General features: G+C 67.1%; 21 protein-coding genes. 7 read left to right on the top strand and 14 right to left on the bottom strand.

Annotated elements, in window-relative coordinates; translation table 11 throughout:
* Positions 1 to 128 precede the first annotated feature (128 nt).
* The 6 genes from bamA (at position 129) to lpxB (ending at position 7,141) form a co-directional block, all read left to right on the top strand.
* A complete protein-coding gene (gene bamA, locus ACWIGM_RS19660; RefSeq protein WP_454027633.1) occupies positions 129 to 2,591 on the top strand; it encodes an outer membrane protein assembly factor BamA in 2,463 nt (820 codons plus the stop codon).
* A gap of 38 nt (positions 2,592 to 2,629) precedes the next feature.
* Positions 2,630 to 3,694: a UDP-3-O-(3-hydroxymyristoyl)glucosamine N-acyltransferase gene (gene lpxD / locus ACWIGM_RS19655; RefSeq protein ID WP_454027632.1), complete on the top strand. Its 1,065-nt coding sequence runs from the start codon at positions 2,630 to 2,632 to the stop codon at positions 3,692 to 3,694.
* Between the two features lie 88 nt (positions 3,695 to 3,782).
* Positions 3,783 to 4,241, top strand: a complete 459-nt coding sequence (gene fabZ, locus ACWIGM_RS19650) for a 3-hydroxyacyl-ACP dehydratase FabZ (RefSeq protein WP_454027631.1) — start codon at positions 3,783 to 3,785, stop codon at positions 4,239 to 4,241.
* Between the two features lie 52 nt (positions 4,242 to 4,293).
* Complete coding sequence (gene lpxA / locus ACWIGM_RS19645) at positions 4,294 to 5,103, top strand: acyl-ACP--UDP-N-acetylglucosamine O-acyltransferase (RefSeq protein WP_454027630.1); 810 nt, start codon at positions 4,294 to 4,296, stop codon at positions 5,101 to 5,103.
* Entirely contained in the window at positions 5,100 to 5,969 is an 870-nt protein-coding gene (locus ACWIGM_RS19640; protein WP_454027629.1) for an LpxI family protein, read from the top strand. The genes lpxA and ACWIGM_RS19640 overlap by 4 nt, the downstream gene beginning before the upstream one ends.
* Positions 5,966 to 7,141 carry a lipid-A-disaccharide synthase gene (gene lpxB / locus ACWIGM_RS19635; RefSeq protein WP_454027628.1) on the top strand — a complete coding sequence of 392 codons (1,176 nt, stop codon included), beginning with the start codon at positions 5,966 to 5,968 and terminating at the stop codon, positions 7,139 to 7,141. Before ACWIGM_RS19640 ends, lpxB begins: the two co-directional genes overlap by 4 nt.
* A gap of 58 nt (positions 7,142 to 7,199) precedes the next feature.
* Here lpxB and ACWIGM_RS19630 read toward each other — a convergent pair whose 3' ends face one another.
* The 3 genes from ACWIGM_RS19630 to gltX all read right to left on the bottom strand — a co-directional run bounded on the left by ACWIGM_RS19630 (position 7,200) and on the right by gltX (position 11,315).
* On the bottom strand, positions 7,200 to 8,195 hold the full coding sequence (locus tag ACWIGM_RS19630) for a Bug family tripartite tricarboxylate transporter substrate binding protein (protein ID WP_454027627.1): 996 nt from the start codon (positions 8,193 to 8,195) through the stop codon (positions 7,200 to 7,202).
* 141 nt (positions 8,196 to 8,336) lie between these two features.
* Positions 8,337 to 9,626: a citrate synthase gene (gene gltA / locus ACWIGM_RS19625; RefSeq protein WP_454027626.1), complete on the bottom strand. Its 1,290-nt coding sequence runs from the start codon at positions 9,624 to 9,626 to the stop codon at positions 8,337 to 8,339.
* A 270-nt stretch (positions 9,627 to 9,896) separates the two neighbouring features.
* The gene (gltX, locus tag ACWIGM_RS19620; protein WP_454027625.1) at positions 9,897 to 11,315 is read right to left on the bottom strand and encodes a glutamate--tRNA ligase; all 1,419 of its coding nucleotides are present in this window, start codon (positions 11,313 to 11,315) and stop codon (positions 9,897 to 9,899) included.
* Between the two features lie 170 nt (positions 11,316 to 11,485).
* Between gltX and ACWIGM_RS19615 the strand changes: the two genes are divergently transcribed.
* Complete coding sequence (locus tag ACWIGM_RS19615) at positions 11,486 to 13,759, top strand: ComEC/Rec2 family competence protein (protein ID WP_454027624.1); 2,274 nt, start codon at positions 11,486 to 11,488, stop codon at positions 13,757 to 13,759.
* On the opposite strand, the gene lexA is transcribed toward ACWIGM_RS19615, so the two are convergent.
* The 11 genes from lexA to ACWIGM_RS19560 form a co-directional block, all read right to left on the bottom strand.
* Positions 13,753 to 14,490 (bottom strand): transcriptional repressor LexA, encoded by a 738-nt coding sequence (gene lexA / locus ACWIGM_RS19610; RefSeq protein WP_454027623.1) that lies wholly within the window; start codon positions 14,488 to 14,490, stop codon positions 13,753 to 13,755. The two genes, ACWIGM_RS19615 and lexA, sit on opposite strands and share 7 nt — an antisense overlap.
* A gap of 103 nt (positions 14,491 to 14,593) precedes the next feature.
* Positions 14,594 to 15,805: a molybdopterin molybdotransferase MoeA gene (locus ACWIGM_RS19605; RefSeq protein WP_454027622.1), complete on the bottom strand. Its 1,212-nt coding sequence runs from the start codon at positions 15,803 to 15,805 to the stop codon at positions 14,594 to 14,596.
* Entirely contained in the window at positions 15,802 to 16,290 is a 489-nt protein-coding gene (gene moaC, locus ACWIGM_RS19600) for a cyclic pyranopterin monophosphate synthase MoaC (RefSeq protein ID WP_454027621.1), read from the bottom strand. The genes ACWIGM_RS19605 and moaC overlap by 4 nt, the downstream gene beginning before the upstream one ends.
* Complete coding sequence (trpC, locus tag ACWIGM_RS19595; RefSeq protein WP_454027620.1) at positions 16,287 to 17,099, bottom strand: indole-3-glycerol phosphate synthase TrpC; 813 nt, start codon at positions 17,097 to 17,099, stop codon at positions 16,287 to 16,289. The genes moaC and trpC overlap by 4 nt, the downstream gene beginning before the upstream one ends.
* 8 nt (positions 17,100 to 17,107) lie before the next feature.
* A complete protein-coding gene (trpD, locus tag ACWIGM_RS19590; RefSeq protein ID WP_454027619.1) occupies positions 17,108 to 18,121 on the bottom strand; it encodes an anthranilate phosphoribosyltransferase in 1,014 nt (337 codons plus the stop codon).
* A gap of 14 nt (positions 18,122 to 18,135) precedes the next feature.
* Positions 18,136 to 18,753: an anthranilate synthase component II gene (locus ACWIGM_RS19585; protein ID WP_454027618.1), complete on the bottom strand. Its 618-nt coding sequence runs from the start codon at positions 18,751 to 18,753 to the stop codon at positions 18,136 to 18,138.
* Between the two features lie 134 nt (positions 18,754 to 18,887).
* A complete protein-coding gene (locus tag ACWIGM_RS19580) occupies positions 18,888 to 19,424 on the bottom strand; it encodes a DUF1579 domain-containing protein (protein ID WP_454027617.1) in 537 nt (178 codons plus the stop codon).
* Positions 19,425 to 19,477: 53 nt separating this feature from the next.
* Positions 19,478 to 20,029, bottom strand: a complete 552-nt coding sequence (locus ACWIGM_RS19575) for an SRPBCC family protein (protein WP_454027616.1) — start codon at positions 20,027 to 20,029, stop codon at positions 19,478 to 19,480.
* A gap of 118 nt (positions 20,030 to 20,147) precedes the next feature.
* Complete coding sequence (locus tag ACWIGM_RS19570; RefSeq protein WP_454027615.1) at positions 20,148 to 20,924, bottom strand: DUF899 domain-containing protein; 777 nt, start codon at positions 20,922 to 20,924, stop codon at positions 20,148 to 20,150.
* Between the two features lie 202 nt (positions 20,925 to 21,126).
* The gene (locus ACWIGM_RS19565; RefSeq protein WP_454027614.1) at positions 21,127 to 22,389 is read right to left on the bottom strand and encodes an RNA polymerase sigma factor; all 1,263 of its coding nucleotides are present in this window, start codon (positions 22,387 to 22,389) and stop codon (positions 21,127 to 21,129) included.
* A gap of 2 nt (positions 22,390 to 22,391) precedes the next feature.
* Positions 22,392 to 22,757 carry a YciI family protein gene (locus ACWIGM_RS19560; protein WP_454027613.1) on the bottom strand — a complete coding sequence of 122 codons (366 nt, stop codon included), beginning with the start codon at positions 22,755 to 22,757 and terminating at the stop codon, positions 22,392 to 22,394.
* Positions 22,758 to 22,956: the final 199 nt, after the last annotated feature.

Raw genomic sequence — 22,956 nt, 5'->3', positions numbered from 1 at the left:
CCTGTAGCGAGGTTCCCCGTTCGCGGGGTGGTGACCCAAAGAATGGAATAGGCGACCCGATGACGTCGACGCTTCAGAGCCGGTCCTTGCGCATGCGGCTCTCTCGATCAGTCGGACTTGCGGCCATCATGGTGGCCGTCAGCGGTAGCGTGGTGTTCGCGCAGTCCGTGATTGTCCAGGGCAACCGTCGTGTCGATGCGGAGACGATCCGCTCCTATGTGACGGGGCAGGGCTCAGGCAACCCGCAGGAGATTCGCCAGAATCTCATGGCGACCGGCCTGTTCTCCAACGTTCAGGTCAGCCGCCGCGGGGCGCAGACCGTCGTCTCCGTCCAGGAGAACGATACGATCAACCGCGTTGCCTTCGAGGGCAATCGCCGCCTGAAGGGCGATGTCCTGCTCGGTCAGGTCCAGTCCAAGGCGCACGGCCCGCTGAGCCAGCAGCTGATCGATGCCGACGTCGAGCGCCTCAAGGAGGTCTATCGTCGTGCCGGCTACGGGCTCGCCACGATCAGCGGTCGTATCCAGCCGCTGCCGAACGGCCGTTCCGACGTGGTCTTCACCATCGTGGAGAGCGGCAAGACCGGCATCAAGTCGATCAATTTCAGCGGCAACGGCGTCTATTCCTCGTCGCGCCTGCGCGGGTTGATGGCTTCGACCGAGTCGAATTTCCTGAGCTGGATCAAGACCTCCGACGTCTATGATCCGGACCGGATCAACGCCGACCTCGAGCTGATTCGCCGCTATTATCTGAAGAACGGCTATGCCGACTTCCGCATCGTATCGAGCGATGCGCGTTTCGACGATGCGGCCGGCGGCTGGGTCGTCGACATCGCCGTTGATGAAGGTCCGCAGTACAAGGTCGGCAATGTCGGCGTCGATTCCCGGCTGCGCGATGTCGATCCGGCCGTGCTGGAATCGCTCGTCAACACGTCGAGCGGCGATACCTACAATGCCGAGGCGGTCGAGCGTTCGTTGGTCAGCCTGACCACCGAGGTGGCGAAGCGCGGTTACGCTTTCGCGCAGGTTCGTCCGCGCGGCGAGCGTGATGCGGCCAGCGGCCAGATCGGCATCACCTATGTGGTCGAGGAAGGGCCGCGGGTCTATGTCGAGCGCATCAATGTGCGCGGCAATACCCGCACGCGCGACTATGTCGTCCGCCGCGAGCTCGATCTCGGCGAAGGCGACGCCTACAACAAGGTCTTCGTCGACCGTGCGGAGCGCCGCCTCAACAATCTCGGCTTCTTCAACAAGGTCCGCATCACCAACGAGCCGGGCAGCGCGCCCGACCGTGTGGTCGTCAATATCGATGTCGAGGACAAGGCGACCGGCTCGTTCTCGATCGCCGGCGGCTACTCGACCTCGGACGGCGTCATCGGCGAGGTTTCGCTGTCGGAGTCGAACTTCCTCGGTCGCGGCCAGTATGTCCGTATCGCCGGCACGATGGGCCAGCGCACCCAGGGCATCGATTTCTCGTTCACCGAGCCGTACTTCCTCGGCCACCGGATCGCGGCGGGCTTCGACCTCTTCTCGAAGTTCAACGACAACACCAATATCGGTTACTTCGAGAGCCGGGTGACTGGCGGCCAGGTGCGATTCTCTTTCCCGATCACGGAAGAGTTCTCGATCACGCCGCGCTATTCGATCTACACGACCGAAATCAAGATCCCGAACACCTACAACAAGCCGTATAACGACTGTACCTTCCCGATCGACGGCATCACGCCCGGCACCGCCGGCGCGGTGGATGCGACCACGACGTTCAACTGCTTGACGAACGGCGAGGCGACGGTCGCGGTCAAGGAGGCGCAGGGGACGACCCTGACCTCGCTGGTGGGCCTGAACTTCAACTACAACTCGCTCGACAATTACCAGAGCCCGCGCAACGGCTTCGTCGCCGAGATCAAGCCGGAGTTCGCTGGCGTCGGCGGCGACTCGAAGTTCCTGCGCGTCAGCGCCGATGCGCGCTACTACAAGGAGTTCCTCGAGGACTTCGTCGGTATCGCGCGTGTCCAGGCCGGTCACGTCCAGTCGACCGGCGGCGGCGATCTGCGCATGATCGACCACTACTTCCTCGGCCCGACACTGGTGCGCGGCTTTGCGCCTTCCGGCATCGGTCCGCGCGACGTGTCCAACGATCCGACGGCCAACGCGCTGGGCGGCACCACCTATTTCGGCGGTTCGCTCGAAGTGCAGTTCCCGATCTTCGGTCTGCCGCGCGATCTCGGCCTGAAGGGCGCGGTCTTCGCCGATGCCGGCACGTTGTTCAACTATGACGGCGGGTCGAAGAGCATCACCAACGGAGCCTTCCTGGGCTGCCCGACGGGTTCGGAAGCGCGTCAGTTCAACGTGGCGACCAATTCGGTCTACCAGAACAACGTCGCTTGCGTGCGTGACAAGAACGTCATCCGCTCCTCGATCGGCGTGAGCTTGCTCTGGCAGTCGCCGCTCGGCCCGATCCGCTTCGACTACGCCTATGCGCTGTCGAAGGACGATGGGCAGATCGGCACCGACCCGCGCACCGGGATCACCGGCAAGTACGGCGGCGACCGGACGCAGGCTTTCCGCTTCTCGGGCGGCGCCCGCTTCTGACCGGCGGGGCGCCCGCGCGCCCCGCAACGGATCATCATATGGCAGATCCCAGTTTCTTTCCGATCGCGACCTCGCTGTCCTTCAGCGAGGTCGCTTCCTTGTCAGGCACGGCCTTGCCCGAGGGCGCCGATCCGGAGCGCCGAGTCGAAGGCGTTGCGCCGCTCGAGACGGCCGGCGGCGGCGATGCCGCCTATATGGACAACCCGAAATATGTCGCGGCCCTGATCGCGACGACGGCGGGGCTCTGCTTCGTTTCCCCGCGCTTCGTCGAGCGCGTGCCTGCCGGCACCGTCGCGCTGGTCACGCCCGCGCCCTACCATGCCTTTGCCAAGCTGCTCTCGGTCTTCCACCCGCAGGCGCTGCGGCCAGGTTCGATGTTCGGCTCCGCCGGCGTCGCGCCCGGCGCCTTCGTGCATGCGACGGCCAAGCTCGAAGCCGACGTCACGGTCGATCCGGGGGCCGTGATCGGGCCGGGCGCTGAGGTCGGCGCCGGCACGGTGATCGGCCCCAACGCCGTGATCGGCGCGCAGGTGCGGATCGGACGGCAATGCGCGATCGGCGCCGGCTCGACGCTGCAGGCGGCCCTGATCGGCAATCGCGTCATCATTCATCCCGGTGTGCGAATCGGCCAGGACGGATTCGGCTTCGCCATGGGGCCGAAGGGGCATATGAAGGTGCCGCAGGTAGGCCGCGTCATCATCCAGGACGATGTCGAGATCGGCGCCAACACGACGATCGATCGCGGTGCCAGCCGCGACACGGTGATCGGCGAGGGCAGCAAGATCGATAACCTCGTTCAGATCGGGCACAACTGCGTGGTCGGGCGGCATTGCGTGATCTGCGCCCAGGTCGGCATGGCCGGCTCGAGCACGCTCGAGGATTTCGCCGTGCTCGGCGGACAGGTCGGGCTGGCCGGGCATCTGACGATCGGCATGGGCGCACAGATCGCCGCTCAGAGCGGTGTTGCCGGCGATGTTCCGCGCGGCGCGCGCTATGGCGGCTATCCAGCGCAACCGGCGCTGAGCTGGGCACGCGAAGCCGCCTTGCTCAAGCAATTGGTCGCCAAGCGGGGCAAGGGGCCCGGCGGCGGCGAAAACGCTTGATCTCGCGCCGACTTCCGGCAAAAGCAGCTTGCAATATAGGTGACGCGCGCCGGCGCCGGGCGCAGGGCGTTCGAGGAGACCAGACACGATGACGGATGCGACCAAAGCGCTCGGCGTGGCCGATATCCAGAAGATCATGGCCTGCATCCCGCATCGCTACCCGTTCCTGCTGGTCGACAAGGTCGTCGAGATCGACGGGGACAGCTCCGGCGTCGGCATCAAGAACGTCACCTTCAACGAGCCGCAGTTCACCGGCCACTTTCCCGGCCGCCCGGTGTTCCCGGGCGTGCTGATGATTGAAGCGATGGCGCAGACCGCGGGCGTGCTTGTCGTCAGCGCGCGTGGCAGTGACGATCTTGCGGTCACCACCGTACTGTTCACGACGATCGACAAGGCGAAGTTCCGCAAGCCCGTCATTCCGGGCGACACACTGCGCTTCCATCTCACCAAGCTGGCGCATAAGCGCAACATCTGGTTCTACCGCGGCGAAGCCAGGGTCGACGGCGTGCTCGTCGCCGAGGCCGAGCTCTCGGCCATGGTCGTCTGAACGGGCAGCCACGATGCATGCTCCCGTTCCCGGCCAGACGCAGGATCCTGCCATGAACACCTCGATCCATCCGATGGCGATCGTCGACCCGGCTGCCAAGCTGGGAGCGGGCGTCAAGATCGGCCCGTTCTGCACGGTTGGTCCCGATGTCGCCCTTGGCGACGGCGTCGAGCTGATCAGCCATGTCGTCGTCGCCGGCCGCACGACGATAGGCCCGCGCACCAAGATCTATCCCTTCGCCTCGATCGGCCACCCGCCGCAGGACCTGAAGTACAAGGGCGAGCCGTCGACGCTGTCGATCGGCGCCGACTGCGTGATCCGCGAAGGCGTGACGATGAATCCGGGTACCGAAGGCGGCGGCATGAAGACCGTCATCGGTGATCGCGGCCTGTTCCTGGCCAATTCGCATGTCGGTCATGACAGCGTGATCGGCAACAACGTCATCTTCTCGAACAATGTCATGTGCGCCGGCCACGTCACCGTCGGTGATTTCGTCATCGTCAGCGGTGGCACCGGGTTGCAGCAGTTCGTTCGGATCGGTGATCACGCTTTCATCGGCGGCGGCTCGGGCGTTCTGCTCGACGTCATCCCGTTCGGGATGGTCCGTGACAATCCCGCCCACCTCGCCGGGCTCAATCTCGTCGGCCTCAGGCGGCGCGGTTTCTCGCGCGAGCAGATCCACGAATTGCGCCGGGCCTATCGCCTGCTGTTCGCCGACGAAGGCACGCTCTCGGAGCGGGTCGAAGACGTCGCGACCGAGTTCGCCGAGCATCCGCTGATCCACGAAATCCTCGATTTCATCCGCGCCGGCGGCGATCGGGGCATTTCGGTGCCGCGTGACGTGAACGCGCCCGAACGGTGAGCGCAAAGGCGGCCGACGCTGCAGGGCGGTCGCAGGGACGGCGCGTCGCCGTCCTGGCCGGCCGCGGCGACTATCCGTTGCGGGTTGCCAGCGCGGCCACGGCGCAGGGCGCCATCGTCTACGTTGCCGTGCTGGCCGGGGCGGGCGACCCGGCCGACTATACGGCCTACGACGCCAGGGAATACCGCCTGGGCCAGCTCGGGCGCTTCCTTGATGAGATCAAGCGCCGCGAGATCGACGAGATCGTCATGGTCGGCGCCTTGCCGCGGCCCAGCTTCGGCTCGCTGGCCCCGGAACTGTCGACCCTGAAATACCTGCCTCACTTCGCCCGTGCGTTCCAGGGCGGCGACGACCATCTGCTGCGCGGTGTCGTCAGCTTCTTCGAAGGCCAGGGGCTGCGCGTGCTCGGGCCGGCCGATATCGCGCCCGATCTCGTCGCGCCGAATGGCGCACTCGGACGCCAGAAGCCTTCCGCCGTCGCGCGCGAAGCGATCGCGACCGGCTTCAACCTGCTTGCTGCGCTCTCGCCCTTCGACATCGGGCAGGCGGCGATCATCGCCGATCACCGCGTCGTTGCGATTGAAGCAGCAGAAGGCACGGACGCGATGATCGAGCGCGTCGCCGGCCTCGTCCAGGCGGGGCGCCTCAAGCCCGGCAAGGGTGACGGCGTGCTGATCAAGGCGCCCAAGCTCGGACAGGATCTGCGGGTCGACATGCCAGCGATCGGTCCGGACACGGTGGCGCGGGTGGCGGCCGCCGGTCTCGCCGGAATCGCGGTCAAGGCTGGCAGCGTGCTGATCGGCGACCGCGAGCGGCTCGCGACTCTCGCCGATGCCTCGGGCCTGTTCATCGAGGGCGTGGCGTGACACGCCCGTTCAGGCTCTTCATCGTTGCAGGCGAGGCTTCGGGCGATGCGCTCGGCGCGCGCTTCGTGGTGCGGCTGCGCGAGGTGCTGGGCGATCGGCGGCTCGAGCTGTCGGGTGTCGGCGGCGAGGCCCTGATCGCGGAAGGGCTGCACAGTGTCTTCCCGCAGGAGGACATTGCCGTGATGGGCTTCGGCCCCGTGGTGGCACGCCTGCCGCTGCTTTTGCGCCGCATGTCGGACGCGGCGCGGGCCGCAGCCGCCTTTGGGCCTGATCTCCTGCTCACCATCGACGCGCCCGATTTCAGCCTGCGCGTCGCAAGGAAGGTGAGACGGCTCGTGCCCGCCGTCCCGATCGCGCATTGGGTCTGCCCGAGCGTCTGGGCCTGGCGGCAGGGACGAGCGCGGCGGATGAAACCGCATGTCGACCGGATCCTGGCGCTGCTACCCTTCGAGCCGGCGGCGCTGGAGCGGCTCGGCGGGCCGGAGACCGTCTATGTCGGCCATCCCCTGATCGAGCGCCTGGAAGCCTATCGGCCGGGGCCGGACGAAGCGCTACGTCGCGCCGACGCCGAGGCGCCCACCGTTCTGATCCTTCCCGGTAGTCGCCGTTCCGAGATTCGGCATTTGATGCCGCCCTTCGGCGAGGCGGTGGCCTTGGTGGCAGACCAGCTGCCGCAGGCCCGCTTCGTCCTTCCTGCCGTACCGCGCCTGGTCGAGACGATCACGGAGCTTGCCGCCGGCTGGCGCGTCAAGCCGGAGATCGAGACGGGCGAACGCGCAAAGCTGGCCGCTTTTCGTGGAGCGCGAGCAGCGCTTGCGGCCTCGGGCACGGTGACGCTGGAGCTGGCGCTGTCGCAGGTGCCAACGGTCGCGGCCTATCGCGGCGCGGGCTGGGAGGCCGTGCTGGCGCGGCGCCTGATCAAGCTGCCGAGCGTGATCCTGCCCAATCTGATCATCGGGGAAAGCGTGGTGCCGGAGTTCATCCAGGACGAAGCCTCGCCGCAGGCCCTGTCCGAGGCACTCCTCGCCGCGATCGCCGAGGGCCCGGCACGCGAGCGTCAGCTCGACGGCTTCGCGAGCGTCGAGCAGAATATGCGCAGTGCCGGACCAAGCCCGGCGGCGAACGCCGTCAGCGCGGCGCTCGCCCTCGTTCGGGTGCCAGCGGGCGGCTAGAGAACGCTTTTCCGATCAGATTTGAGTCAATCTGATCGGATCCGGCTCTAGCGGCGACTTACTCGACGACGGCGCCCGAGGCCTTGGCGATCGGGCCCCATTTTGCCAGCTCGGCCTTGACGTGCTCGCCGAGCGCCTCCGGCGTCGAGCCGACGATCACAGCGCTGACATCCTCCAGCCGCTGCTTCACATTGGCGTCCTTGAGCGATGCATTGGCGGCGCTGTTGATCTTGTCGACCACCGGGCGCGGCATGTTGGCGGGGCCGAACAGCGCATTCCAGGTATAGGTCTCGTAGCCGGCGAGCCCGCCCTCGGCGATGGTCGGCAGGTCCGGGAAGGAGGAGACGCGCTCCTTGGTGGTGACGCCGATGGCGCGCAACTGCCCGCTGCGGATGAACTGGGCCGAGGAGGGCAGGTTGTCGAACATGATCGGCACCGCGCCGGAGACGACGTCGTTCAGCGCCGGGCCGGCGCCGCGATAGGGCACATGGTTCATGCTGACGCCGCCGAGCGACTTGAACAGCTCGCCGGAGAGGTGCAGCGGCGTGCCGACGCCGGAGGAGGCGTAGGAATACTTGCCGGGATTGTCCTTCAGCAGCTTCAGCACCTCCGGCACGGTCTTGGCCGGGAAGCTCGGATGCACGACCATCACGTTCGGCACCACGGCGAGCAGCGAGATCGGGGTGAAGTCCTTGACCGCGTCGAAGGTCACGGTCTTCAGGATCGCCGGGTTGAGCGCATGGGTCGAGATCGTGCCGAGCAGCAGCGTATAGCCGTCTGGCGTGGCCCGGGCGACCGCGGTCGAGCCGATATTGCCGCCGGCGCCGGCGCGGTTGTCGATCACGATCGACTGGCCGAGCAATTCGCCCATCTTCTGGCCGACGAGACGCGCGACGATGTCGGTCGAGCCGCCGGCTGCGAAGGGCACGATCAGCGAGATCGGCCGCGTCGGGAATTGCGCCTGGGCAGACACCGAGCCGGCAGCACCGGCGAAGGGCAGGGCGGAGGCGCCAGCGAGGAAGCCGCGGCGGCTGAGACCTTCTGCATTCGACATGAGCGATGAACCTTTCAAAATGGTCGGCGACTGTAGCGCGCCGGGCGCAACCGTCACTTGCGTTTGATGCATCAATCGATGGAAACAATAAAGGCCGCGACGGGGTTCCGTCGCGGCCTCGTTTGCTTCAGGTCGGCGCTTTCAGCGGCGGCCGATCGGGGTGTAGTCGCGCTTCGGCGCACCGGTGTAGAGCTGACGCGGGCGGCCGATGCGCTGGGACGGATCCTCGATCATCTCCTTCCACTGCGCGATCCAGCCGATGCTGCGCGCCAGCGCGAACAGCGCCGTGAACATCGAGGTCGGGAAGCCCATCGCCTTCAGGGTGATGCCCGAATAGAAGTCGATGTTCGGATAGAGCTTCTTCTCGATGAAGTACTCGTCGTGCAGGGCGATGCGCTCGAGCTCCATCGCGACGTCGAGCAGCGGATCGTCCTTGATGCCGAGCTCGGCCAGGACCTCATGCGTGGTCTTCTGCATGATCTTGGCGCGCGGATCGTAGTTCTTGTAGACCCGGTGGCCGAAGCCCATCAGGCGGAACGGATCGTTCTTGTCCTTGGCCTTGGCGATGTATTTCGGGATGTTGTCGACGCTGCCGATCTCCTCGAGCATCTTCAGCGCCGCCTCGTTGGCGCCGCCATGCGCCGGGCCCCACAGGCAGGCGACGCCGGCCGCGATGCAGGCGAACGGGTTGGCGCCCGAGGAGCCGGCGAGCCGGACCGTCGAGGTCGAGGCGTTCTGCTCGTGGTCGGCGTGCAGGATGAAGATCCGGTCGAGCGCGCGCGACAGCACCGGATTGACCTTGTAGTCCTCGGCCGGCACGGCGAAGCACATGCGCAGGAAGTTCGAGGTGTAGTCCAGCGAGTTGAGCGGATACACGAAGGGCTGGCCGATCGTGTACTTGTAAGCCATCGCCGCCAGCGTCGGCATCTTCGCGATCATCCGCATCGACGCGATCATGCGCTGCTGCGGGTCGGAGATGTCGGTCGAGTCGTGATAGAAGGCCGACATGGCGCCGACCGAGGCGACCAGAACCGCCATCGGATGCGCGTCGCGGCGGAAGCCCTGGAAGAAGCGGGCCATCTGCTCGTGCACCATGGTGTGGCGCGTGACGCGATAGTCGAAATCCGCCTTCTGAGCCGCCGTCGGCAGTTCTCCGTAAAGCAGCAGATAGCAGGTCTCGAGGAAGTCGCCGTGCTCGGCGAGCTGCTCGATCGGGTAGCCGCGATAGAGCAGAACGCCCTCGTCGCCATCGATATAGGTGATCTGCGACTCGCAGCTCGCGGTCGAGGTGAAGCCAGGATCGTAGGTGAACATCCCGGTCTGGGCGTAGAGCTTGCCGATATCGATGACTGACGGCCCGATCGAACCCGCTTTGACCGGCATATCGACGGTTTTGCCCTCGACAGCCAACTGGCTGGAAATTCCGCTCATGGATCCGATCCTTTCAGGCTCGTTCTTCAGTCATGTTCCCGGTCGGACGGAGGCGCCGGCTGCTCATCGCGTTCCGGCATCATCCGAACGTCCCACGATGACGGCTCCATGACGGGAATGTCGGGGCGGGCAAGCGGGAAGAGTTCATCGGACTGATTTTGAAGCATTTTTTGTGCCGGACCGGCAGCGGGAGCCGCCGGTCCGCAGCGCGTTGCTAGACCAATTCGGCGAGGGGTTCAACCGAACGGCCATTAGCCTTTCTGGGGGCAATCATGCGGCATCGGCGAGGCGCGCCAGCACCTCGTCGCGGCCGAGCACCGCCATTACGTCGAACAGGCCGGGCGAGGTGGTCTTGCCGGTCAGCGCGGCGCGCAGAGGCTGTGCCACCTGACCGAGCTTGACGCCGCTCTCCTCGGCGAAATCGCGGATCGCGCTCTCCAGGGGCGGTGGCGCCCAGTCGGCTACGGCCGAGAGCTTCGCGGCCAGCTTCGGCATGCGCTGCCGGGCTGCATCGTCGAGCAAAGCGGCGGCTTTCGGCTCGAGCGCAAGCGGCCGCTGGGCATAGAGATAGGAGGCGCTGTCGATCAGCTCGATCAGCGTCTTGGCGCGCTCCTTCAGGCCCGGCATGGCCGCCATCAGCTTGGCTTCCAGCTCGGGGGTCGGCTGCGTGCCGATACCACGCGGCGGGCCGATTTCCGACCAGACCGCCTTCAGCGCGGTCATCAATTCGTGATCCTCCGACTGGCGCATATAGAGGCCGTTGAGGTTCTCGAGCTTGGCGTAGTCGAAGCGAGCGGGCGAGCGGCCGATCGAGGAGAGGTTGAACAGCGAGATCATCTCCTCCGGCGAGAAGATCTCCTGGTCGCCATGGCTCCAGCCGAGGCGCAGCAGATAGTTGCGCAGCGCAATCGGCAGATAGCCCATCGAGCGATAGGCATCGACGCCGAGCGCACCGTGCCGCTTCGACAGCTTGGCACCATCCGCGCCGTGGATCAGCGGGATATGCGACATGCTGGGAACCTTCCAGCCGAGCGCCTGGTAGATCTGCGTCTGCCGCGCGGCATTGGTCAGATGGTCGTCGCCGCGGATGACGTGGGTGACGCCCATGTCGTGATCGTCGACCACGACGGCGAGCATATAGGTCGGGTTGCCGTCGGAGCGCAGCAGCACCAGGTCGTCGAGGTTCTCGTTCTGCCAGGTGACGCGGCCCTGGACCTCGTCCTCGACCACGGTCTCGCCGGTCTGCTCGGCCTTGAGGCGGATCACCGGCTTTACGCCCTCCGGCGCGGTCGCCGGATCGCGGTCGCGCCAGCGCCCGTCATAGCGCAGCGGCTTGCCTTCGGCGCGCGCCTTCTCGCGCATCTCCTCGAGCTCCTGCGGCGTCGCATAGCAGTAATACGCCTTGCCGGCGGCCAGCATCTGCTCGGCGATCTCGCGATGGCGGGCGGCGCGCTGGAACTGGTAGACGGTCTGCCCGTCCCAATCGAGGCCGAGCCAGGCCAGGCCGTCGAGGATCGCGGCGATGGCGCCCTCGGTCGAGCGTTCGCGGTCGGTGTCCTCGATGCGCAGCAGCATCTTGCCGCCGTGGCGGCGGGCATAGAGCCAGTTGAACAGTGCGGTGCGGGCACCGCCGATGTGCAGGAATCCGGTTGGCGACGGCGCGAAGCGCGTGACGACCGTGTCACTCATGAAGGGAGGCTCCGGCGGAACAGGTAAGCAAAAGACGAGGGCGACTTCGATACGGGCCTCGGCCGGGGCTGACATCCGGCGCCGCCGCTGTAACATGCCTTGCCGGCTGCCGTTAAGTGCCCCCGACGGGGAGGGGGCGTGATCGCCGCGCGGCCGCGACGGGGGGACGAATGCTCTCCTACGGGCCAGAAGAGCGCCGTAGCAGGGTGCGAGCCGGCGAGCTGGCCTTGCCGGCGCGCTTGCGGCGCTTCGCCGGTTTCCCGTGGCCCGCATCCCTTGTGCTGCATGATTGGGGCGGCCGCGTCCGCCGGGCCCTCGAAACCGAGGCCGAGCGCCGCCGCCTGTTCAACTGGCTGCCGGTCTGCATGGGCGCCGGCGTGCTGCTCTATTTCCTGGCCGATCGCGAGCCGGGACTGGCCGCACCCCTTGCCGGGATGGTGTTGTGCGGGCTCGCCGCGCTGCTGACACGCCAGCGTCGTGCCGTCATGGCTGTCTGCATCGCGGCCGCCGCAGCCTTTGCCGGTTTCGCGGCTGCGACCTTCAGAACGGCAGGCATGGCGGCGCCTGCGCTTGCTCGCAACCATGTCGGCAAGCTCACCGGCTTCGTCGAGACGCTGGAGCAGCGCGAGAAGGGTGTGCGGATCGTCATCCAGGTCACGGACTTGCCTGGGGTGGAGGCTGCGCAGCGGCCGCGGCGGGTGCGCGTCACCACGCCGGTGACGACCTTGAAGCCCGGCGACCATATCAGCGCGACGGCGCGCCTTTTGCCGCCGCCCGGCCCGGCGCGCCCCGGCGGCTATGATTTTGCTCGCGACGCCTTCTTCCAGGGCATCGGTGCCGTCGGCAACATCGCAGGCAAGATCACGCTCGTACCGGCGCCGGTTCCGATGCCGCGCCGGCTCGCATTGGCGGTCGCGATCGACCAGGCCCGCAATGCATTGACCGAGCGTATCGCGAGCAGCGGCGGCGGGCAGGCGGGAGCGATGGCGGCGGCGCTCGTCACCGGCAAGCGCGGGCTGATCAGCGAAGAGACCAACAACGACCTGCGCGCCGCCGGCATCTACCATATCGTCTCGATCTCAGGCCTGCACATGGTGCTCGCTGCCGGCACGATCTTCTGGCTGGTGCGGGCGCTGCTGGCCCTGTCGCAGACGGCGGCGCTTCACTGGCCGGTGAAGAAGCTCGCGGCGCTGGCGGCCATGCTCGGCGCCACCGGTTATTGCGTCTTCTCCGGCGCCGAGGTCGCGACCGTGCGCTCGCTGATCATGACGCTGGTGATGCTGGGCGCGATCCTGGTCGACCGGCCGGCGCTCAGCATGCGCAATCTTGCCCTGTCCGCGATCATCGTGCTGCTGCGCGAGCCGGAAGCGCTGCTCGGCCCGAGCTTCCAGATGTCGTTCGGGGCGGTGACGGCGCTGATCGCCTTCGCCGAGCGCTGGCAGGAGCGTCCGCCCGATGCGGCCGCAACCTCCTGGCCCTGGCCGCTGCGGCCGCTCTGGCTTTCGGCCGTCGGCATCCTGTCCACGACCATGGTCGCGACCGCGGCGACGGCGCCCTATGGCGTCTATCATTTCCAGACTTTCAATCCGTTCGGCCTGCTCGGCAATGCATTGGCGCTGCCTTTCGTCTCGCTGATCGTGATGCCGGCCGCTGTCTTCGGCGTGCTCGCCTATCCGTTCGGGCTGGACTGGCCGGCCTGGGCGCTGATGGGCTGGGCCTCCGGCCTCGTGCTCCAGCTTGCTCATTGGGTGGCTGGCATCGACCGCTCGACCGTCGTGCTGCCGGCGTTCGGCTCGCTCGCCCTGATCCTGTTCTCGCTGTCGCTGCTCTGGCTGACCTTGTGGACGACGGCGCTACGTTTCCTTGCTGCGGTGCCTCTGGTCGGTGGGCTCGCACTGGCCTCGGCTCCGTCGCGACCGGACATCATGATCGAGCGCGACGGCTCGGGCGTATTGGTCCGCGGGCCGGATGGGAAGATGGTGCTGGCCGGCAAGCCGAGCCGTTTCGTGCTGACGCAATGGCTGCATGCCGACGGCGATTCACGCTCGCCCGATGATGCGGCGCTCCGCAACGGCGCCGCCTGCGACGCGCGCGGCTGCGTCATCCGCCTGCCGGATGGTCGCAGCGTCGCCTATACGCGCGATCGCATCGCCCTGGTCGAGGACTGCCAGCGCGCCGATCTTGTGGTGACCTCGCTCTATTGGACGGCACCTTGCGCCGCCCGCCTGATCGATCGCAGCGCGCTCATCCGTGACGGCGCGACCGCCTATCACGCGGCCCGTGAGGGCTGGCGCGCCTATACGGCCGACGAGGTCACGCATCTTCGTCCCTGGACCAGGGCGCGACCGGAACCGAGGCCGGCGCCCGAGGCTGCTCCTGCTCCTGCTCCTGCTCCAACGCCGGCAACTACGGAGCCGGCGCAGGATCCGGACATGCTTCAGTAGCGCCGCATCAGATTGACGAGCCGGCCCTGGATCTTGACCCGGTCGGGCCCGAGCACGCGTGTCTCATAGGCCGGGTTGGCGGCCTCGAGCGCGATCGAGGAGCCGCGCTTGCGCAAGCGCTTCAGCGTCGCCTCCTCGTCGTCGATCAAGGCGACGATGATGTCGCCGGTATTGGCGGTGTCCTGCTTGCGGATGACGACGGTGTCGCCGTCGAGGATGCCGGCCTCGATCATCGAGTCGCCGCGGACCTCGAGGGCGTAATGCTCGCCGCCACCGAGCATGTCGGCCGGCATCGAGACGCTGTGGCTGCGATCCTGGATCGCCGAGATCGGCGTACCGGCGGCGATACGGCCCATGACCGGGATCGAGACGGTGGAACGCCCGCTCTCCTCGGCGGCTGGCGGCCGCGGCTTCGTCAGGTTGGCGGCCGGTGCCGGGGCAGGCGGGGTCTGGCCGAGCCCGCCCTGAACGACCGAGGGGCTGAAGCGGCCACGCTGCGCCTGCGGTCCGCCGATCCCGTCAGGCATCTTGATGACTTCGAGGGCGCGCGCCCGGTTCGGAAGCCGGCGAATGAAGCCGCGTTCCTCCAGCGCCATGATCAAGCGGTGGATGCCGGATTTGGAGCGCAGGTCGAGCGCGTCCTTCATTTCGTCGAACGAGGGCGGTACGCCGGATTCGCGCAGGCGTTCATGGATGAAGCGAAGCAGTTCGAACTGTTTGCGTGTCAGCATGATCGCGCCGTCCGCCTCTCGGGCTAGAATCGAAACAAAGCACGAACACCATACTCGTTCGCCTTGTGTTCCGCAAGGCGCATCCTGCCGCAAGGTGAACGGATCAGCGCAGCCGGATGATGCGGCAGGGATCGCCCGCCTTGGCTGGCTCGGCGAAAGCCGGGCGGATCACCAGCGCCTCGGCCCGTGACAGGTTCGCCAGCATCGAGGAATCTTGCTTGGCGAAGGGCCGAACGCGCCGCTCGCCGTCAACCAGCTCAATAGTGGCGCGCAGATAGTCCTGGCGTTCGTCATTGGCCGGCAGGTCGCTGGCGAGGATGGCCGGCTCGCTACGATCGCGCTCGGGATCGTCGATGCCGAGCAGGGCCTCGACCAGCGGCATCGCGAAGAGGTGCCCGCAGACGATCGAGGAGACCGGGTTGCCGGGCAGGCCGAGCGCGACCATGGGCCCGAGCCGCCCCATCATCATCGGTTTGCCGGGGCGCATCGCGATCTTCCAGAACCCAAGTTCCATGCCCTGCGCCTTCAGCGCCGCCTGGACGAGGTCGTGCTCGCCGACCGAGGCGCCGCCGAGGGTGATCAGGACGTCGGCACCGGCTTCGCGTGCTGCCTCGATCTTGGCGGCGAGATCGGGATGATCGTCGCGGGCGATGCCGAGGTCGAGCGCCGTGCCGCCGGCCTGCTCGACCAGAGCGGCAAGGGCGAAGCTGTTCGAGGCGACGATCTGGTCGGGCCCGACGGGTTCGCCCGGCAGGACGAGCTCGTCGCCAGTGGCGAGGATCGCGACCCGCGGCTTGCGGCGGACCGAAAGCGTCGGATGCCCTGCGGCAGCGGCGAGACCAAGCGCTGCGCTGTCGAGCCGGCGGCCGGCTTTCAGCAAGATCTCACCGGTTCTGAAGTCGAGTCCCGCCAGGCGGACGAACTGGCCCTGATCGGCAGGTTTGGTGACGCGGATCACCGGGCTGCCGACGCCTTCGGCATGCTCCTGGATCAGGATCGTATCCGCGCCTTCAGGCAATGGTGCTCCGGTAAAAATCCGTACTGCCTCGCCAAGCGAAACTTTGCCGGAAAAGCGGCGACCAGCGGCGGACTCGCCGACAACGCGGAGCTGGGCGCCGCGCGCCAAATCCTCGACGCGTACGGCGTAGCCGTCCATGGCCGAATTGGCGAAAGGCGGCTGGGTCCTGAGCGCGGCGACGTCTTCAACCAGCACGCGGCCGGCGCACTGCGCCAGCGGCAGCGTCTCGGCTTGTGTCGGGCCGGGCACGCTGTCGAGCAGTGCTTTCAGCGCGACGGGAACGGGGGTGAGGCTCATGCCGATGGCCCTGCGAGCTCGTAGGTTCCGGACTTGCCGCCGGATTTATGCACGAGACGGATGCCTTCGATATGCATGGCGCGATCAACCGCCTTCACCATGTCGTAGACGGTGAGGCAGGCGACGCTGACGGCGGTCAGCGCCTCCATCTCGACGCCGGTCTTGCCGGTGAGCTTGACCTCGGCGCGCACGCGCACGCCCGGCAGTGTCTCGTCGATCGTAAGGTCCACGGCGATCTTCGAGAGCAACAACGGGTGGCAGAGCGGGATCAGCTCATGGGCGCGCTTGGCGGCCATGATGCCGGCGAGGCGGGCGGTGCCGAGCACGTCGCCTTTCTTCGCCTCGCCGTCGCGGACGATCGTCAGCGTCTCGGCTTGCATCACCACATGGCCTTCGGCGACGGCTATCCGGATGGTCTCGGCCTTGCCGCCGACATCGACCATATGGGCCTCGCCCTTCTGGTCGAGATGGGTGAGGCGGCTCACGCGGCGGCCTCGGCCGTCTTGCCCGTCAGAAGCTCGCGCGTCGCGGCCGCCACGTCCGCCTGGCGCATCAGGCTCTCGCCGACGAGGAAGGTATTGACGCCGCAAGCCTGCAGGCGGGCGATGTCGGCATGAGTGAAGATGCCGCTCTCGCCGACGAGCAGGCGGTCCTTCGGCACGCGTGGCGCCAGCCGTTCGGTGACAGCGAGGTTGAGCTCGAAAGAGCGCAGGTCGCGGTTGTTGATGCCGACCAGCCTGGTGTCGAGGGGCAGCGCGCGCTCCAGCTCGGCCTCGTCATGGACCTCGGCGAGCGCGGCCATGCCGAGCGCCTTGGCGGTAGCGATGAGTTCGTGCGCCGCGGCATCGTCGAGCGAGGCCATGATGATCAGGATGCAATCGGCGCCCCAGCTCCTGGCTTCGAAGACCTGGTAGGGCTCGAACATGAAGTCCTTGCGCAGGCCCGGCAGGCCGGAGGCAGTGCGGGCCTGCGCAAGATACTCCGGCTGCCCCTGGAAGGAGGGCGTGTCGGTCAGCACCGAGAGGCAAGCGGCGCCGCCTTCGGCATAGGCCTTGGCCAGCGCCGGCGGGTCGAAATCGGCGCGGATCAGGCCCTTGGACGGCGAGGCCTTCTTGATCTCGGCGATCAGGGCCGGGCCGCCGGCGCGGTGCTTGGCTTCGAGCGCGCCGATGAAGTCGCGCGGCGCCGGCATCGCCGTGGCGCGCTTCTCAATCTCGGCCTGCGGCACCGCGGCGCGGGCAGCCGCGATCTCCTCGCGCTTATAGGCTTCGATCCGCCTGAGGATATCGGACATGGGCAGCCTCACGCATTGGAGCTGGCGACCAGGGTCGCGAGCGCCGCCTTGGCCTTGCCATTGTCCAGCACCGCATAGGCTTGCGCCAGTCCGTCATTGAGCGCGGCGGCCTTGCCGGCGACGACGAGCGCGGCGGCGGCGTTGAAGGCGGCGATGTCGCGGAAGGCGCTCTTCGCCCCGCCGAGCACATCCTGCAGTGCCTGCGCGTTTTGCGCCGGCTCGCCGCCGCGCAAATCCTCGGGCCTGGCGCGGGCGATGCCGACGTCCTCTGGCGCGATATTGAAGGTCTCGATCTTGCCGTCCTTCAGCGCGACGACGCGGGTCGGGCCGGTGGTGGTGATCTCGTCGAGGCCGTCGGAGCCGTGCACGGCCCAGACCGTCTTCGAGCCGAGCGATTGCAGCACCTTGACCATCGGCTCCAGCCAGGTCTCGGAGAAGGCGCCGATCAGCTGCTTCTTGACGCCAGCCGGGTTCGAAAGCGGTCCGACCAGGTTGAAGATGGTGCGGGTGCCGAGCTCGGTGCGTACCGGTCCGACATGGCGCATCGAGGCATGATGGGTCGGCGCGAACATGAAGCCGACGCCGGCCTCGGCGATGCAACGCTCGGTGCCGGCCGGCTCCAGCCCGACCTTGACGCCAAGCGCGGTCAGCACGTCGGCGGCGCCGGAGCGCGAGGAGGCGGCGCGGTTGCCGTGCTTGGCGACGGGCACGCCGCAGGCCGCGACGATGATCGAGGCCAGCGTCGAGACATTGTAGGAGCCTGAGGCATCGCCACCGGTGCCGACGATGTCGATGGCATCGGCCGGGGCTTCGACGGTAAGCATGCGCGCGCGCATGGCGGTGACCGCGCCGGCGATCTCCTCGGTGGTCTCGCCGCGCACGCGCAGCGCCATCAGGAAGGCGGCAGCCTGCGCATTGGTGACCTCGCCGGAGAGCATGGCCTCGAAGGCGTCGCGGGCTTCCTCGCGCGACAGCGAGGCGCCGGTCGCGACCTTGGCGATGAAGGGTTTGAAGTCGTCCATGGGAACTCGATCGATCAGGCTGTCGCGGAAAGGGCGGCTTTGTTGGTCTGGTGCGACCATCGCTCGGCGAGATCGAGGAAATTGCGCAGGATCGTCGCCCCGTGCTCCGAGGCGATGCTCTCGGGGTGGAACTGCACGCCATGCACCGGCAGATCGCGATGCGACAGCGCCATGATCATGCCGTCGCCGGCTTCGGCTTCGATCGAGAGCTCGGCCGGGCAGCTTTCCCTGCGGATGACGAGCGAGTGATAGCGCGTCGCCTCGAGCGGGCCGTTGATGCCGTGGAACAGGCCACGCGCCCGATGGGTGATGGTCGAGACCTTGCCGTGCATCGGCAAAGGCGCGCGCACGACCTCGCCGCCGAAAACCTGGCCGATTGCCTGCAGGCCGAGGCAGACGCCGAAGATCGGTTTCCTGTTTGCGCCCTCACGCACGAGATCGAGGCAGATGCCAGCTTCGTTCGGCGTGCAGGGGCCGGGCGAGAGCACGATCGCGTCATGGTCGCCGGCGAGGGCCTCATCGACCGACAGCGTGTCGTTGCGGCGCACGTCGACCTTGGCCCCGAGCCCGCCGATCAGGTGGACCAGGTTCCAGGTGAAGCTGTCGTAATTGTCGATCAGCAGGATGCGCATCGCGTCTAGGCCGTTCCCACCCAGTTTCTCAGGGCTGCACATGCCCCCGAACGCGCGTGCGGGTCAAGCACGAGGGCGCGGAGCTGGTCGCTCCGCGCCCTCGAAAGGCGTTCAGTCGTGTCGGCGTCGGGGCGTCACTTCACGCGGCGATAATGCGCCGTCATGAACTGGACCCATTGGCCATCCTCGCCCTTGCCGCGCGAGGACAGGACGTGATGATCCGGGCTCTTGACCTCGACGATGTCCTGATAGGCCGCCGTCTTGCCGGGCTTGGTGAAGTCCGGGCCTTCGGTGTCGAGGGTCAGCACCGTGCCGTCGGCACTGCGGGTGCCGGTATAGACCCACTGATTGCCCATCATCGAGCCGATGAAGGAGCCGACATAGCGTTCCTTCAGCGGATCATAGCCGAGCGTGATCCGGGTCGTCGCCGGGCTGCCGTCCGGCATGCAGCCGGTGCCGTCGCCGACGAGCCAGAGCCCGCCGATGGACGAGTAGGACTGCGTGCCATTCGACTTCATCGGCGGCTGGTCCGGACCCATCATGCACTCGGTCTCGTAGGTCCACTCGCCGACGAGCTGGAGGAGCCAGTCATGCTCCGCCTGAGGCTTGGCCGGCATGCAGCCGGAGAGGTCGCCGGCCTGCGGCTTGTCGAGTTCTGCTGCGTTGCTCATGGTTCTTCCTCCTTGGTTTTGCTTCTCTGGGTGGACAGTCGAATGCGCCGTGGTCAGGCGGCGGCAGCAACCAGTTGCGGCCGCTCGGTCGCCTGCTTCAGGGCGGCGAGGCCCTTCTCGAAATCGTCGCCGACCATGCGATCCATGTTGAAGATCGTGCCCATGACCTTGCCGAGGAACGGGCAGGCGCCCTCCATCCGCCAGGTCACCAGCGTTCCGGCTTCAGCCGGGGCGAGCGTGAAGGTGATCAGGTTGTGGCAGGCCATCGGCTTGGTCATGTCGAGCGTGACGGCCAGCTTCACCGGCGCCTGGACTTCGACGATAGCGAGCTCGCCGGTGCCGGCCTGCTTGTTGCCGTCGAAGACGTAGACGGCGCCGACGCCGGAGGTCGCGCCCTTGAAGCTGCGCTTCATCGCCGGATCCTTCTTCTCATAGGGCGACCAGGCGCCCCATTCCTGGAAGTCCGCGAGCAAGGCGAAGATGCGCTCGGGCGTCGCCCGGATCGTCGCGGAACGGCTGACCTCGAAAACATCGGGCTTGCGTGCGGCGACAATGAGGAGGCCGGCAATGAGGGCGAGCACGGCGATAGCGATGTAGGTGAGCATGGCTGACTCCTGTTCAGGCATTTCGGGCCGTTGTTCCGCCCGTCTGCTGCAAGGACGTGGGCGCCTGCGGCGATCCGACACTGCGGGCGAAAATTTTTCGGGCTCCAGCCGCGGCGCATCAGCCCGCTGCGGGCGCGTGACAGCAGGATGCCGTGGCCTCCTCGCGCCAGCGGCCGGTCATGTCGGTCTTGCCGGGCGTGTCGTAGCGGTCGTGCGGGCGGACCCAGTCGGTCAGGTTACCGGCCGGACCGGTCTCGTTGCGGCCCTTCGGCGTCAGGTCGAGATACATATAGGTGCCGAGCACCTCCTCGGCGCCGCGGCCGAAGGTCGAATAGGTCTGGTAGATCGTCCCGTCCGCGTCCTTCTCGAAGACGGTATGGCCGGACAGGTCCTCCAGCGGTGAGGCGATCGTCGCAAAATTGTAGAAGGCGTTGGCGAGCTGTTCCGGCGTATAGGAGACGTCGAAATCATAGTTGAAGTCGCTGCCATGGGACGAGACCCAGTGGAAGTTCCAGCCCATGCGGGCCTTGTAGGCCTCGATCTCTGTGAGCGGCGCCCGCGCTACGGCGACATAGGCGACGTCGTGGCGTTCGAGATGCTGCAGCACGCCATCGACATGGTCGGCCTCGAACGAGCAGCCGACGCAGCCTTCGATCTGGCCAGGCGCCAGCATGAAGTGCTTGACGATGAGCTGGCTGCGGCCGCGGAAGAGCTCGGCGAGCGTCTGCTTCCCGGTCGGCGTATCGAAGACATAGGTTTTCTCGATCCGGATGCGCGGCAGAGCGCGGCGCTCGGCGGCGATCGCATCACGCTGGCGCGTCAGTTCCTTCTCCTTGATGAGCAGGGCCTTACGGGCAGCGATCCAGTCTTCCTTGCTGACGGTGGTCTGCTTCATGGTCGGTCTCCTCGCTGCAATGGCCGCTTTCGATCCTTGAACTCAGGGTTTCGAAGCAAGCTGTTGTCATCGACGAGTTTTCGGCTGTAGCCAGGCCTGGCTGACGCCATCCGCTCGTCGCCCCTTTGAGGCAAGGACGAACGGGCGGGCGCGGTGCCGACACCGCGACACAAAAAATATCAGCTGCGATCCGTCGCCGGCCTCAGCCGGCCGCGACCTGTCCGCTCTCGCGCATCAGCCGGTCGATATGCTGGCGGATATGGGCGGCTTCGCTGGCCGAGCCAGCGAGCGCGATGGCGCGGTCGAAGATGGTACGCGCCTCGCGATCGCGGCCGAGCTGCATCAGCAGCCAGCCCTTGAAGCCGAAGAAGTAGAAATAGCCCGAGAGCTGCTGCTCGAGTGGCTCGACCATGGCGAGCGCAGCCTCCGGCCCGCGCAGCTTGGCGATGGCGACGGCGCGGTTGAGCGTGATCACAGGCGAGGGCTGGATGTGCTCCAGCGTGGCGTAAAGGATGTCGATCTGGGCCCAGTCGGTCTCGTCCGCCCGCGCCGCACGGCTGTGGACGCCGGCGATCCCGGCCTGGATCTGATAGGGGCCAGGCTGGCGGTGGCGCATCGCCTTGTCGACCAGCGCCAGGCCCTCGGCGATCATCTCGCGATCCCAGAGCGAACGGTCCTGATCATCGAGCAGGACGATCTGGCCGTCGGCATCGAGCCGCGCTGCGGCGCGTGCGTGCTGGAGCAGCATCAGGCCCAGCAGCCCCATGATCTCCGGCTCGGTCTGGAACAGGCGCAGCAGCAGCCGTGTCAGCCGGATCGCTTCCTCGCTGAAAGGCCGTCGCCGGTCGGCCTCGGCGCCGCTGGCCGAATACCCTTCGTTGAAGACGAGGTAGAGCATCGCCGCCACTGCCGCGAGGCGTTCGCTGCGCTCGACCGGGCCGGGCGTCTCGAACGGCACGTTTGCGGCGGCGACCCGGCCTTTGGCGCGGGTGATGCGCTGTTCCATCGCGCTCTCGCCGACGAGGAAGGCGCGGGCGATCTGCTTGACGCTGAGTCCCGAGACGATGCGCAGGGCGAGCGCCACCTGTTGCGTCGCCGGCAGATCGGGATGGCAGCAGATGAAGAGCAGGCGCAGGATGTCGTCGCGGTAATGGCCGCCATCGAGCCGCTCGGCGACCTCGCTCTCGGCGTCACCGAGATCGGAGAGCCGCTCCTCGTCCGGCAGCGCTTCCTGCTTCTTCTGCCGCCTGACCTGGTCGAGCGCGACATTGCGGCCGACGAAGATCAGCCAGGCGGCCGGATCGCGCGGCGGGCCGTTCTGCGGCCAGGTCCGCAGTGCCCTGAGGCAGGCCTCCTGATAGGCCTCCTCGGCGACGTCGAGATCGCGGAAATAGCGCAGCAGGGCGCTGATCGCCTGAGGGCGCGCCGAGGTCAGCGCCGCATGGATCCAGGCGATCTCGGCCATGATCAGACTCCGGCCGGATAGTAGACGGCGAGCGGGCGGACCTCGAAGGCCCCGCCCGGATTGGCCTCGCCGAGCTCGCGTGCGATGCCGAGCGCCTCGTCGAGATCGGCGACGTCGACGATGTAGAAGCCGAGGAACTGCTCCTTGGTCTCGGCGAAGGGGCCGTCGATGATCAGCGGCGGGTCGCGGTCCTTGCGCAGGGTCGTCGCCGCCGTGGTCGGCAGCAGGCGCGCGACAGGGCCGAGCTTGCCTTCCTTGGCAATGCGCTGGCGGATCTTTTCGAGGCGGCCCATGACCTCCTCGTTCTGCTCCTTCGTCCAGGCCGTCACGACCGCTTCGGAATGATAGCAAAGGATGGCGTAGTGCATGCGCGGCGCTCCGGTTCAGGCCAAGGACGTTTGGCCGGGCCGGCAGCCGACAAGGCGGCGCGAAAAAAATCAAGCTGCGTCGATACTCCTTCAGACAAAGTCGTCCCGAGCGGGCGAAGCCCGACCCGGGACCCATTCCGGAACCTTTTTCGGGAAGGCTCCCGCATGGATCCCGGATCTGCGCTTCGCTGCGTCCGGG

This window comes from Allobosea sp. NPDC055332 (assembly GCF_053645455.1).
Note: the sequence above shows the minus strand (reverse complement) of the source record. Positions and strands in the feature narration are given on the sequence as shown.